This is a genomic window from Metabacillus sp. 84 (assembly GCF_050107715.1).
Lineage (GTDB): Bacteria > Bacillota > Bacilli > Bacillales > Bacillaceae > Metabacillus_B.
Map to the genome: position 1 here is coordinate 15,910 of NZ_JBNILN010000002.1, position 13,654 is coordinate 29,563.

Annotated in this window: 13 protein-coding genes; 11 read left to right on the top strand and 2 right to left on the bottom strand. The window is 46.3% G+C overall.

The annotated features are described in order from the left end of the window. The first annotated feature begins 192 nt into the window (after positions 1–192). From ACQCV8_RS04630 to ACQCV8_RS04680, 11 genes are all read left to right on the top strand, one after another. The gene (locus ACQCV8_RS04630; RefSeq protein ID WP_426843389.1) at positions 193–1,611 is read left to right on the top strand and encodes an isochorismate synthase; all 1,419 of its coding nucleotides are present in this window, start codon (positions 193–195) and stop codon (positions 1,609–1,611) included. Further along, complete coding sequence (menD, locus tag ACQCV8_RS04635) at positions 1,598–3,349, top strand: 2-succinyl-5-enolpyruvyl-6-hydroxy-3-cyclohexene-1-carboxylic-acid synthase (RefSeq protein ID WP_426843390.1); 1,752 nt, start codon at positions 1,598–1,600, stop codon at positions 3,347–3,349. Before ACQCV8_RS04630 ends, menD begins: the two co-directional genes overlap by 14 nt. Further along, positions 3,342–4,145, top strand: a complete 804-nt coding sequence (menH, locus tag ACQCV8_RS04640) for a 2-succinyl-6-hydroxy-2,4-cyclohexadiene-1-carboxylate synthase (RefSeq protein ID WP_426843391.1) — start codon at positions 3,342–3,344, stop codon at positions 4,143–4,145. The genes menD and menH overlap by 8 nt, the downstream gene beginning before the upstream one ends. A gap of 14 nt (positions 4,146–4,159) precedes the next feature. Beyond that, positions 4,160–4,981 (top strand): 1,4-dihydroxy-2-naphthoyl-CoA synthase, encoded by an 822-nt coding sequence (gene menB / locus ACQCV8_RS04645; protein WP_426843392.1) that lies wholly within the window; start codon positions 4,160–4,162, stop codon positions 4,979–4,981. A gap of 69 nt (positions 4,982–5,050) precedes the next feature. Then, positions 5,051–6,514, top strand: a complete 1,464-nt coding sequence (locus tag ACQCV8_RS04650; protein WP_426843393.1) for an o-succinylbenzoate--CoA ligase — start codon at positions 5,051–5,053, stop codon at positions 6,512–6,514. Then, positions 6,514–7,620, top strand: a complete 1,107-nt coding sequence (gene menC / locus ACQCV8_RS04655) for an o-succinylbenzoate synthase (protein ID WP_426843792.1) — start codon at positions 6,514–6,516, stop codon at positions 7,618–7,620. Before ACQCV8_RS04650 ends, menC begins: the two co-directional genes overlap by 1 nt. A 131-nt stretch (positions 7,621–7,751) precedes the next feature. After that, on the top strand, positions 7,752–7,916 hold the full coding sequence (locus tag ACQCV8_RS04660; protein WP_426843394.1) for a hypothetical protein: 165 nt from the start codon (positions 7,752–7,754) through the stop codon (positions 7,914–7,916). Between the two features lie 304 nt (positions 7,917–8,220). Further along, entirely contained in the window at positions 8,221–9,141 is a 921-nt protein-coding gene (locus tag ACQCV8_RS04665; RefSeq protein ID WP_426843395.1) for a metal ABC transporter solute-binding protein, Zn/Mn family, read from the top strand. Between the two features lie 60 nt (positions 9,142–9,201). After that, complete coding sequence (locus ACQCV8_RS04670) at positions 9,202–9,978, top strand: metal ABC transporter ATP-binding protein (protein WP_426843396.1); 777 nt, start codon at positions 9,202–9,204, stop codon at positions 9,976–9,978. Further along, positions 9,968–11,290: an iron chelate uptake ABC transporter family permease subunit gene (locus tag ACQCV8_RS04675; RefSeq protein WP_426843397.1), complete on the top strand. Its 1,323-nt coding sequence runs from the start codon at positions 9,968–9,970 to the stop codon at positions 11,288–11,290. Before ACQCV8_RS04670 ends, ACQCV8_RS04675 begins: the two co-directional genes overlap by 11 nt. Beyond that, entirely contained in the window at positions 11,287–12,180 is an 894-nt protein-coding gene (locus tag ACQCV8_RS04680) for a metal ABC transporter permease (RefSeq protein ID WP_426843398.1), read from the top strand. Before ACQCV8_RS04675 ends, ACQCV8_RS04680 begins: the two co-directional genes overlap by 4 nt. Positions 12,181–12,358: 178 nt before the next feature. Here ACQCV8_RS04680 and ACQCV8_RS04685 read toward each other — a convergent pair whose 3' ends face one another. Beyond that, on the bottom strand, positions 12,359–12,520 hold the full coding sequence (locus tag ACQCV8_RS04685) for a DUF1540 domain-containing protein (RefSeq protein WP_426843399.1): 162 nt from the start codon (positions 12,518–12,520) through the stop codon (positions 12,359–12,361). Positions 12,521–12,581: 61 nt separating this feature from the next. Then, the gene (locus tag ACQCV8_RS04690) at positions 12,582–13,628 is read right to left on the bottom strand and encodes a cytochrome d ubiquinol oxidase subunit II (RefSeq protein ID WP_426843400.1); all 1,047 of its coding nucleotides are present in this window, start codon (positions 13,626–13,628) and stop codon (positions 12,582–12,584) included. Between the last annotated feature and the right edge of the window lie 26 nt (positions 13,629–13,654).

A 13,654-nucleotide genomic window follows, 5' to 3' on the forward strand; every position in this document is an offset into this window, starting at 1 on the left:
TAGTTAAATAGGTACCTACTGTCAATCTGGAGTGCAATGGAGAGCGTGAGAAGTGTTTCCGATTTATTGAAATTGAAAAACGTATTATAATAAGGATAAGAAGCAGAAAATGCCTGTTTCATTCTATTGACACACCATTGAAGCGGGTGTATGTTAGAAAAAGCGATTTTACGGAATACGGGGGTATGCCAGGTGATTACCACAATGCGCAAAACATTCAGGCAGACTTTAGCCTTAGCTGTGAATGAAGCCCGGGAAGGACAAAAGGTTATTGTCAGCCGGACCATTCCAATTTCGAATATGACCCCCCTTCATTTTTATGCTGCAGCAGAGGATCTTTATGCTGGCGAGAGAACGTTTTGGATGTCGCCTGATTCAGAGGGAGCAATGGTTGGAGCTGGAAATGAATGGATCATTGAAACAGCAGAGCAGTCCAGTGCAAGATTTAGTGAGATTGAAACGGAATGGAAGCGCTTTAAAAAATATACAGATTACCCGGGTTCCAGAGATAAGCCCGGACCGGTTTTAATGGGCGGATTTTCCTTTGACCCTTTGAAAAACGAAAATCTCCGCTGGAAGCCTTACAAGGAAGGCCGTTTTGTGCTTCCCGTTTTCCTGGGATCCTGGAAAAAAGGCCGGGAGCCAGAAGTCACAATCAGCAAGGTTATTCTTCCTGAGGAGACAGCAGAAGAAGCAGAGGCTGATTTTATACAAAAAGCACTTTATATAAAAAACCTGAGCCAATCAAAGGCGGAAGGTGCCGGAACGCCGGCTCCTTTTGAGCTGAATGAGCATCATACAGAAGAATGGCTTCAATCCATCTCAAAAGCGACCGCAGCTATCCGGAGAGGGGAGCTTGACAAGGTGGTTTTGGCGAGAGAGGTCACTCTCCATTCGGATGAGGGATTTGACAGGCTCAGTGCACTGCATACGCTGGTGAGCGACCAGCAGTCCTCCTTCCGGTTTAGTTTCGAGAACGGATCTTCCAGCTTTATCGGTGCGACACCTGAGCGTCTTGTTAAAATGAAAGACCAGCACGTACACTCTGCCTGTATGGCAGGCACGATCAGGCGCGGGTCCTCTAAGAAAGAGGATCAGCGGCTCGAGCAGGAGCTTCTCAATGATCATAAAAACCTGGAAGAGCATGCATATGTCGTCAAAATGATTAAAGGTGCACTTGAGAATTATTGCTCTTCTCTTGATTGTCCGGACGCTCCTGGAATCTATAAAACGAAAAATGTTCAGCATTTGTATACACCGATAAATGGTCGTTTAAAAAAAGAATCCTCTCTTCTGGAAATTGTAAGGAGATTGCATCCAACACCTGCTCTTGGGGGCTTGCCCCAGGCGGAGGCAGTGGAGATGATCCGCAAAATTGAACCGATGGACAGAGGCTGGTATGCAGCCCCTGTAGGATGGTTTGATTCAAAAGGCAATGGGGAATTCGCAGTAGCAATCCGTTCCGGTCTTGTAGAGGATCGTACGGCTGTTTTATATGCAGGCTGCGGAATTGTTAAAGATTCGGATCCAGAGCTTGAATACGAAGAAACAAAAATTAAGCTAAGGCCGATGCTTTCAGCTTTAGGAGGCCTTAAGTATGACAGGATCTGATTCATTAACCCGCTACGCTGCAGAGTTTATTGATGAATTATCGGCACAGGGAGTAACAGATGCTGTTATCAGCCCCGGCTCCCGGTCAACGCCCTTTGCGATTTTACTTGCCGAGCATCCCTCCGTCCATACGCATCTGCAGATCGATGAAAGATCGGCAGGTTTTTATGCACTTGGAATGGCCAAACGCCTTAAAAGACCGGTCGCGCTGCTTTGTACATCGGGAACGGCTGCCGCCAATTATTTTCCGGCGATTATAGAAGCTCATTATTCCAGCGTGCCATTAGTTGTGCTTACAGCGGATCGGCCGCACGAACTGAGAGATACAGGCGCACCGCAGGCGATTGATCAAATTGATCTGTACGGTAAATATGCAAAGTGGTTTGTGGATGCAGCGATCCCAGAAGACCAGCCGGAAATGCATCGATACGCAAGAACGCTTGCAAGCAGGGCAGCCGGACATGCATCAGCCATTCCCAAGGGGCCTGTACACCTTAATTTCCCTTTCAGAGAACCGCTCCTTCCAAACCTTAAGCTTCCTCATTTATGGGGCAGTGAGGGAAGGAAAACGAAGCATTCTGTAAAAGCACAAATCGTGCCCATGGCTGCTGAAGCCGATATGAAAAGACTGGCCCGGTTAATCAGCACTGTGAAAAAGGGATTGATCGTCTGCGGGGAACTTTCTGATCCGGAAAGCAGAAAGGCTGTTGCCATGCTGGCTGCTTCTTCTGGCTTCCCTGTTTTAGCAGATCCGCTTTCAAACATGCGCGCGGGAAAACACGACAAGGAAATGATTATAGAACACTTCACCTCCATTCTGAGCCGGGAAGAGCTGAGAACTGTGTTAGAGCCTGAGATGGTAATCCGGCTTGGTTCAATGCCGGTCTCAAAACCTCTTTTTCTTATGCTCAAAAATTCACCTGAAATTTATCAGGTTGTTGCCGATCAGAACGGAAAGTGGAGGGATCCTGCACTTACAGCCGCCGAAATATATTCGGTGAGCGAAGCTGACTTTTGCCGGCAGCTGACGGATCAGATTGAAGGGAATAGCACCAATGAATATGCAGCCCTGTGGAAAAAAGCCAATGACATTTTCAGAGAACACCTCCCGTCAATCCAGGAGGGCGGCGATCTTTTTGAGGGGAAAATATTTGTTGAGTTAAGCGGGCTTATGCCAGAAGATTCTCAGCTTTTCGTAGGAAACAGCATGCCGATTAGAGATGCCGATTCCTACTTTAAGGTAACCGAAAAAAATATTACTCTTTATGCAAATCGGGGAGCGAATGGGATTGACGGAGTCGTTTCATCAAGCCTTGGAGCGGCGGCGGCTTCTCAGTCCCCGACTGTTCTTGTGATTGGGGATCTGTCGATGTACCATGATTTAAATGGGCTTCTCGCTGCGAAACTGAATCGTGTTTCCATGACGATTGTGCTTCTGAACAATGATGGGGGAGGTATATTTTCATTTTTGCCTCAATCTTCCGATGAAACGCACTTCGAAACGCTTTTTGGCACTCCTATTGGGTTGGATTATGAAAAAGCAGCCCAGCTTTATGAAGCAGATTTTATAAGAGTGAAAAGCTGGAGCGAATTCAGATCTTCGTTTAAGGAGTTTATTAACAAGAAGGGACTTCATATTATTGAAGTTCCGACAAACCGGCATACACGTGTCAAAATTCATCGGGATCTGCTGCAATCTGTTTCCCAGGAAATAATGAAAGATATAAAAAATGTATAAAGGTATAAGAGGCATCCGCTATTACATCGAGATAATCGGAGAGGGAGAACCGCTTCTCCTTTTGCATGGGTTTACCGGTTCCTCATCTGACTGGAAGGAAACGGTTCCTTTTCTGGGCGATTACAAGCTGATTTTGGTAGATTTGATTGGCCATGGAAATACAGAGATCCCTTATGATCAGTCCCGGTTTTCAATGGAGGAGGTCTGCTGTGATTTAACCGTTCTCCTAGAAGGATTGAATGTGGAGAAAGTAAATATCGCCGGGTATTCCATGGGGGGAAGAACGGCATTATCCTTTGCAATGTACAATCCGGGGCGGGTGAAAAAATTAATACTCGAAAGTGCTTCACCCGGTATCAAAAATAGCAGGGATCGGGACAGCCGGGCTGAAAGTGACCGCATACTGGCAAAAAGCATACTGGAGGACGGCGTCCGGGCATTTGTTGACAAGTGGGAGAATACCCCTCTTTTCTTCAGCCAGAAAAGTCTTGGAAGCGTAAAGCAGGAAGCCATCCGCCGGCAGCGCCTTTCCCATACAGCGGAAGGACTCGCCGGCAGTCTGACCGGCATGGGCACGGGAGTACAGCCAAATTGGTGGCCTCATTTGAAAAAATGTAAGATTCCTGTCCTGATACTAACGGGAGAATGGGACGAGAAGTTTTGTGAGATTGGCAAAGAGATGCACCATTTGCTTGAGCACAGCGAGCACATCGAAATTCAACGCACAGGCCATGCGATCCATGTGGAACAGCCGCGAATATTTGGTACAATAGTAGATGGGTTTCTAAAACAATAGGGAGGTATTTCAATATGTCAGCATTTGAATGGGTTGCAGAACGCAACTATGAAGACATTCTTTATGAAACGTACAATGGAATCGCGAAAATTACCATCAACCGTCCGGAAGTACATAATGCATTCCGTCCTAAAACGGTAACTGAGCTAATTGACGCTTTTGCTTATGCAAGAGATGATTCAAACATTGGAGTCATCATTCTTACAGGGGCGGGAGAAAAGGCTTTTTGTTCAGGCGGAGACCAGAAGGTACGCGGCCACGGCGGATATGTAGGTGAGGATCAAATTCCACGCCTGAACGTTCTCGATTTGCAAAGGCTGATCCGTGTAACTCCAAAGCCGGTTATCGCAATGGTAGCAGGGTATGCAATTGGCGGCGGACACGTCCTTCATATCGTCTGCGATTTAACGATTGCGGCGGAAAACGCGGTATTTGGCCAAACAGGTCCAAAGGTTGGAAGCTTTGACGCCGGTTACGGTTCAGGCTATCTTGCCCGCATCGTCGGTCATAAAAAAGCACGGGAAATTTGGTACCTGTGCCGCCAATACGGTGCTCAGGAAGCAATGGATATGGGTCTGGTCAACACGGTAGTGCCTCTTGAACAGCTTGAAAAAGAAACCGTTCAATGGTGCGAAGAAATTCTCGAAAAAAGCCCGACAGCGATCCGTTTCCTTAAAGCTGCATTCAATGCCGATACAGACGGCCTTGCAGGAATTCAGCAATTTGCCGGGGACGCCACTCTTTTATATTACACAACGGATGAAGCGAAGGAAGGAAGAGATGCATTTAAAGACAAACGCAGCCCTGACTTCAAGCAATTTCCCCGTTTTCCTTAAACAGAAGTTTAGCAGGCAGCCAATCGGGGCTGCCTGTCTTTGTATACCGCAAGAGAAGGAGGAAAACGTATGACTGATCTGGCGATTATTCCAAACTGGCTAATGCAGCGGGCTTATCTGACGCCGGAACGCATAGGCCTGGAAACAAAGGAGAATGCATTAACCTTTAAAGAAATGCATGAGATGGCGCTAAAGAGAGCCGGAGCACTAATGAGCTTTGGAGTGAAAAAAGGGGACCGGGTAGCCATTCTAATGAAAAACAGCAGTGAAATGGTTCATATGATTCATGCTGTCTTTTACTGCGGAGGAGCAGCTGTTTTGCTTAATACACGCCTCTCAGCAAGCGAAATGCACTACCAAATCAAAGACTCCGGGGCTGCCCTTCTGATAACAGGTGCAGAATTTTCCGGACAGGTCCAAGAAATGGACATTAAAACATTTACTGCAGTACAGGCTGAACCAATCTTCCGGCTGCCAGTGGAATTTGAAACAGAATTTGATCTTGCTGAAACAGCCGTCATCATGTACACGTCAGGTACAACCGGTAAACCTAAAGGGGTTATGCAAACCTTTGGCAACCATTACTGGAGCGCTGTCGGATCCGCTTTGAATTTGGGCTTGCATACAGAAGATAAATGGCTGGCAGCTGTACCCCTCTTTCACATCAGCGGCCTGTCGATTCTTTTTAGAAGTGTAATCTACGGAATAACGGTTCAGCTGCACGAACAATTCGACGCGAAAACCGTCAATCAATCGATTTTAAAGGAAAAGGTAAGCATCGTATCTGCAGTAAGCACCATGCTTGCTGCACTTGTACAGGATTTGAACGGCGGCACCTATCCTGAAACATTCAGATGCATGCTTTTAGGCGGAGGTCCGGCACCCGCATCCTTGCTATCCCGCTGTAAGGATAAAAACATCCCTGTATTCCAGACATACGGGATGACAGAAACCTCTTCCCAATTTGCGACTTTGCCGCCTGAATATGCCCTTCAAAAGTCAGGATCTGCCGGAAAGCCTCTTTTTCCATGCCGCATTAAAGTGGTGGATGGGTCCGGAGATGAAGCCGGTGTGAATGTGCCAGGTGAAATTATGGTGAAAGGACCAAATGTCATGAAGGGGTATTGGAACAATGAAGAGGCCACCCGGAAGGCTATGCATCAAGGTTGGCTAAAGACGGGAGACATTGGCAGGATCGATGAAGAAGGGTTCCTGTTCATGATGGACAGGCGCTCCGATCTCATCATTTCCGGAGGAGAGAACATCTATCCTGCTGAAATCGAATCTGTGCTTCAAGAACACCCTTTAGTGCTCGAAGCAGGTGTCACCGGAGTGGCTGACGACAGATGGGGACAAGTTCCGCATGCTTATGTTGCAGTCTCTCAGGACATTTCTGGAAATGAATTACTTCAATTCTGTTCAGAGCGGCTTGCAAAATATAAAGTCCCAAAGAAAATCATCTTTACGGACGCGCTGCCAAGAAACGCATCCCGCAAACTCCAAAGACATCTGCTGAAGGGGAAGGAGCTATGATTCGTTTAAAAAAAGTTACCCTCCATCTAACCGAAATGCAGCTCGTAAAGCCCTTTGAATCGAGTATCGGAAAAGTGGAAAACCGGGAGAGCATCCTGGTGGAGGCAGAAGACGAGGACGGTACGGTCGGATGGGGAGAGGGTGTTGCTTTCTCATCACCATGGTATACAGAAGAAACCGTACGGACAAGTCTGCACATGCTCAGTGAGTTTTTGATTCCTATAAGTTTTGGCCGGCACTATCAGCATCCGGAAGATACAGCCTCTTCTTTTTCAGGTCTAAAGAGAAACAGGATGGCCAAGGCATCCATTGAAATGGCGATGTGGGATTTGTATGGAAAGCAGCAGGGCAGGTCCTTATCAAGCCTGCTGGGAGGAGTACGAAAGTCGGTTGATGCAGGAATCGTTGTTGGACTTGCTCCCCTGCCTGAAATGCTGGAAGCGATTGAGCAGGCTCTTGCTTCAGGGTATAAACGATTGAAAATAAAGATCAAGCCCGGTCATGATTATCAGCTTATAAAGCAAATCCGCCGCTATTATCCGGATGTATCATTGATGGCAGATGCCAATTCAGCCTACACGCTCGATCAGGCGGAACAATTAAAGGCTCTGGATGAATTCGGACTGATGATGATCGAACAGCCGCTTGCAGCAGACGATATCGTGGACCATGCCGTTCTTCAGCAGATGCTTCAAACTCCGATTTGCCTTGATGAAAGCATTGAATCTGCAGAGGATGCCCGGAAGGCCATAAAACTGGGAAGCTGTAAAGTGATCAACATTAAGCCTGGAAGAGTAGGGGGCTTAACCGAAACAAAAAAAATTCATGATCTATGTGCTGCGAATGGGATTCCCGTTTGGTGCGGAGGAATGCTTGAAACCGGTATTTCGAGAGCGCATAATATCGCTGCAGCGTCCCTTTCAAACTTTACGATTCCGGGAGACATCTCAGCCTCTTCAAGATACTGGAAAGAAGATCTTATTTACCCGGAGGTCACCATTCACAACGGTAAGGTGGCAGTTCCTGAAGGACCTGGAATAGGATTTGATATTGACCGGGGAAAATTAAAGAAATACACAAAACAGCGTTTTATATTTAAAAAATAGCCTCCTGCCTGGAGGTTTTATTTTTTTTCTAAGATAAATACGAAAACTTACCCGGGAAAAGGCATAACCGTCTTTTGCCCGTTAACTGCCTGCTAATTTATACTGGCAGAGAAAGGAGGAATGAACCCATAATGATCACTGGCCCAGAATCATCAGCAAACGATCCGCATGAAAGAAAAATTTTTATAGCCCATCTGCTGCTCAAACACTGTGTTTCCCACGAAACCATCCAAAAACTTACGGATCTTCCGGAAAATGAAATGGAGATTCTCATCCAAAAGCACACTTCAAACTAATTCAAACTCCCTTTGCGCTCATCCATTTACATCAGCTGAATCAGCTGGTGTTTTTTTGTATGGAGGAACAGCAGATCTGCTGGCGGGGGAAATAAAGAATCCTTGTCCTTGTCGAACTTTCACCGTTGACAACTATATTATACATGAGTTAAAGTTTTGCGTGAGGGCAATATTTTTAAACTTATGTTAATTTTATTCTTTGGACTAACACTGTGGTACTTTTCTATAAAATCCACATAGATTAAAAGAGTCCAGTAAAGAGGCTGCTTACGAACATCAACTTCATTAAGGGGGAATTGGTAAAATGAAAAGATTATGGATTGCAGCAGTAGTTATCGTGTTTGGACTCCTTTCAGCTTGTTCGAGTTCAGCTGGAACTCAGGAAAACGGAAAGCTTAAGGTGACAACAACGATTGCCCAGCTTGAGGATTTGGTGAAAAATGTGGCAGGAGATAAAGTGCAGGTTGATTCTTTGATGGGTCCGGGAGTAGACCCCCACTTGTATAAAGCATCCCAGGGGGACATCCAAAAGCTGAACCAGGCGGATATGATCATGTATAACGGTCTTCATCTGGAAGGGAAGATGGGAGAGGTTTTTGAAAAGGTTTCGAAAACCAAGCCGGTAATCCCTGTTGCAGAGTCCATTGATGCTGAGAGAATTTTAAAGGTGGAGGGCAGTGCTAATGCTCATGATCCGCATGTCTGGTTCAGCATTCCGAATTGGATTCAAGTGACGGATAAAGTTGAGGCTGAACTTAGCAAGGAAATGCCTGAGCATAAAGACGAGTTTAAGAAAAACGCAGAAGCTTATAAGAAAAAGCTCGAGGAAATGGATGCTTACGCGAGAGAACAGATTGCCGCCATCCCCGAAGAAAGCAGGGTGCTTGTAACGGCTCATGATGCATTCCAGTATTTTGGAGAGGAATATGGGCTGGAGGTTATGGGGCTTCAGGGACTAAGTACAGATTCTGAATATGGGCTAAAGGATGTGCAGAAGCTTGTCGGCGTGCTTTCGGAACGAAACATTAAGGCAGTATTTGTGGAAAGCAGCATATCCGAGAAATCCATTAATGCCGTTGTTCAGGGTTCCAGGGAAAAAGGACATGAGGTAGAAATTGGCGGAGAGCTTTATTCCGATGCGATGGGCAAGAAAGGAACGGAGGAAGGAACGTATCTGGGGATGTTTAAGCATAATGTTGATGCGATTGTATCTTCTTTAAAATAGAGATATTGCGATCTGGAGCGGCAGGCTCCAAACATCCATTAAATCTGGGAGGGCATATAGTTGAATCCGGTTAAAATTGAAAATTTGACAGTCGCATATCATAAAAAACCTGTTCTTCAGGAAGTGTCCTTTGAAGTGCCAAAAGGAAAACTAATTGGAATTATCGGGCCGAATGGGGCTGGAAAATCAACATTGATTAAAGCGATCTTAGGATTGATTCCGGCTGCGTCCGGACAGGTTGAAATTTATGGAAAAGAATACAGCAAGCAGCGGAAGCTTGTAGGATATGTCCCGCAAAGAGGTTCGGTGGATTGGGATTTCCCGACGAATGCTCTGGATGTGGTACTGATGGGGCGGTATGGTCATGTCGGATGGTTTAAACGGCCTGGAAAGAAGGATGTAGATCTTGCAAAAGAAAGCCTGGATAAAGTAGGCATGCTTGATTATGCAGACAGACAGATCAGCCAGTTATCCGGGGGGCAGCAGCAGCGTGTATTCCTGGCCAGGGCTCTTGCGCAGGATGCAGATGTGTACTTTATGGATGAACCGTTTGTCGGTGTTGATGCAGCAACTGAGAAAGCCATCATTGCTCTGCTGAACGACTTGAAAAACAGAGGGAAAACGGTACTTGTCGTCCATCATGACTTGCAGACGGTGGATGAGTATTTTGACTGGGTGCTGCTGCTCAATATGAGAAAGATCGCATATGGTCCGACTGATAAAACGTTTACGGTAGAGAATCTGCAAAAAACGTATGGCGGACGACTTGCTTTTTTAAAGGATAAATCCGCTCCTGCAGCAGTTCATGAAGTCAGGGGTGCTGAGCATGTTGAATGAATTGCTTTATCAGCTTCAGGACCCGAATACACAATGGGTACTTTTCGGGACGCTTCTGCTTGGAACGGCAAGCGGTGTACTCGGAAGCTTCGCTCTATTGCGTAAACAGAGCTTAATAGGGGATGCAATGGCTCATGCTGCTCTCCCGGGTGTATGCATTGCCTTTCTTCTCTATGGCCAAAAGTCTCTGCTTTGGTTCCTGGCTGGTGCAGCCATTGCCGGCCTGATTGCTACCTGGATGATCCAGACGATCGTACGTCACTCCAGAATCAAGGAAGACTCTGCATTGGGTCTTGTGCTTTCTGTATTTTTCGGCTTCGGAATTGTGCTTCTTACGTATATTCAGCAAGGGTCATCCGGGAGCCAGAGCGGTCTTGATGACTTTATTTTCGGGCAGGCTGCATCGATGGTTGGAGAAGACGTCCGGCTGATTTCCATTGCTTCTGCTACCCTTCTCCTTTTGACGTTTCTATTCTTTAAAGAATTTAAACTGCTTACGTTCGATCCGCAATTTGCTAAAGGCGCGGGTCTGCCGGTCTCTTTTCTAAATGGGCTCTTAATGACCCTGATTGTAAGTGCGGTCGTGATTGGCTTGCAGACGGTGGGCGTCGTGCTGATGGCAGCCATGCTGATTACCCCTTCTATAGCTGCACGGTATTGGACCGAAAAACTGCATGTTATGACGGTCTTGTCCGGTGTTATTGGAGGTATCTCAGGCATTGCCGGAACATTTTTGAGCACGATAACGGAAGGGATGCCAACTGGACCGCTTATTATTATGGCGGCAACCTTCCTGTTCCTTGTTTCTCTAATTTTCGCTCCAAAGCGCGGATTGATTTCTATTCTTTACAAAAAGCTTAAGGTAAGAAAGGCGACAGCCATGGAGCACGTTCTATTATCCTTGTATGATTTAATGGAAAAAGCTGAATTAAGCAATAAGGAAGCTCAGTTTACCAAGGAGGACCTGGTAAAAAAACGGCCGGTTTCTTCTGGCCTGCTTGAAGCCGTCTTAAACGATTTCGAAAAGAAAGAATGGGTTATACAGCAGGGGGATGCATGGAAGCTGACTGAGCAGGGACTCGGTGTAGCCTATGATTTAGTATTAAACCAGCGCATGTATGAGATGTATTTAATGCATGAAATGGAACTGGCGAACGTCCAGCTGTTAAATAAAGAGGATGTAGACGCCGGCGATTTATCCGGTGAGTTAAAAGCAAGGTTATCCATCCTGTTAAACAAACATAAGCGTATGCCATCTTTATTGCCAGGTAAGGCTCGAGTCCATGCGAAGCAGGGAGGTCTTGTTCAATGAGCTATGAAGCCTGGATCTTGATAACGGGGTCTCTTGTTGGAATCACCTGTTCGATGATCGGCTGTTTTCTTGTTTTGCGTAAAATGGCAATGCTTGCTGATGCCATCAGCCATACCGTGCTGCTTGGAATCGTGGGCGCGTATTTTGTAACAGGATTTATTGATGGCCCTGCTATGCTTATAGGAGCAGCAATTGTTGGGCTGCTTACTGCGTTTCTTGTCCAGCTGTTAAACGGAAAAGGAGTGCAATCCGATGCTTCGATTGGTGTGGTGTTCACTTCGCTGTTTGCTGTTGGGGTCATCTTGCTCTCCGTTTACGGCGGCAATGTTCACCTGGATGTGCAGCATGCACTGATGGGGGATATTACCTTTGTTCCCTGGGACCTCTTTGAATGGAACGGCATGAATCTCGGTCCTTCCGCCGTTTGGATGCTTGGTTTTGTATTTGTTCTGAACCTGCTGATTATTTTCTTTTGCTATAAAGAATTTAAGATCACTTCGTTTGATCCGCAAATGGCGGCTGCCATAGGAATTCCTGTCCTGGTCATTCATTATCTGCAAATGGGAATGCTCTCGATTACAACGGTGGCATCCTTTGACAGTGTAGGGGCGATCCTTGTCGTGGCCATGATCATTGTACCGGCTTCCACGGCCTACCTGCTGACGGAAAAGCTATTGAATATGCTGGTGATCAGCTCGGTGATTGGAGCAGCCTCCGCTATTATCGGCTATTATGCAGCCCTCGCCATGAACGTTTCGATAGCAGGGGCGATGGCTGTTATGACTGGCATCTTCTTTGCCCTTGCCTTTATCTTTTCGCCTTCCCACGGCCTGCTTACGAAAAGGCAAAACCAAAGAAGGCTTGGGAAAAACAAAAAGGCCGCTGCGTAACATGGCTGAAAGGATCTGGCAGGGGTGTAAAGGCTTTGCCCCGATTGGCCAGTTAAGCTTGTTCGATCCGTCCGTTCTAAGCCCGCTCCACATTTGTGCATGCCTGTCAGCCTACCTGATGTTTCACGATGAAAACCCCCGGAGCGCCGGGGGTTTTCAATTTCAAGTCTTTTCTTAATTAAAGACTCTGCGGCTTAAAGGTTTTGCAGTCGGTCTCTTCGCTTCTGCTTGCATGCTTGCCTGTGTGGCTCACCACGTATATAGCATCAGCTGTACAGTTGTTCCCCTGGCCCCAATACGTGCAGTTGTTTACTTCACATTGTACTTTCTGATCCGCCATTTTGATTCCTCCTTCGGTTTCTTTTTATTTTTAACTGGGCTCTGTCACTTCATACTTGGTTTCATGATTCATTTTTATTGGCTGTTTTAGGGTTTTTCATGAAAAGATTCCAAAAGAAGATAAAACCTGGAAAGAGAATGGCAAATCCCACAATGTAACTTATAAACAACGCCCGAAATGTGTTAGGGTGTGTAAATCCGGCATCCAATGTAATATCCGGATAGATCATATAAGGCAGATGCGCGTTGCCATAGGCATAGCTGGCAAGAAAATACTGAAGGAGGACAGCTACCATGGCCACCCGGGGTCTGCCGAGTGTATGCCGGTTTTTGGCGGGGATAAAAAGGGCAGCTCCCGCAACTAAAAACATGACGACAGAACCTATCAGTGCAGGCATGTATTCCATCATATTTGTATAAATCCAGCTGGCTTCTGTGCGGAGAGTCACCATGATCAGGAAGGCCATAACAAGTGAGATGGGTCCGGTAATCAATGCATCTCTTCTGTATACCTCATAGGCTTTTTCCTCTCCTGCAAGGTTCCTGGAATAATCAGCAAGCAACAGGGATGAAAGAAACAATGTACTGCTGATCGCAAAGCCGATAAACGCAAGTACATTTGGGCTTGTCAAAACGGTTCCAAGCTGAAGCTGATGGGCTCCGTCCACTACTTTAATGTATTTCCCGTGGGTAATCGGGAGGATGGAAATCAGCAAAGCCGGTATGATAAAACCAGAAATACCTGAAATATAGGTAAGAGCCCGTTCGTAATCCTTTGCTATATGCGAAAAGACGAGGAAACCGCTTCGAATGGCCAAAAGCAGCAGGATCAGGCTTCCCGGAATTAAAAGAACAGTCCCTAAAATAAATGCTGCTCCGGGGAAAAAGCTGAATACCGCTACAACGATTGCTACGATAAATACATTCGTTACTTCCCAAGTCGGGCTTAAATATCGGTTTGCAATATTGGTCGCTTTTGTTTTGGACTGATTCAGATAAATCATAGACCAAAATCCAGCACCGAAATCCATGGTCCCCATGACCGCGTAGATAAAGATAAACCCCCATAAGACGGTTATTGCGAGCAAAGCATCAGCGGATACGCCCATTTATGTGCAGCCTCCTTGTATAAGCA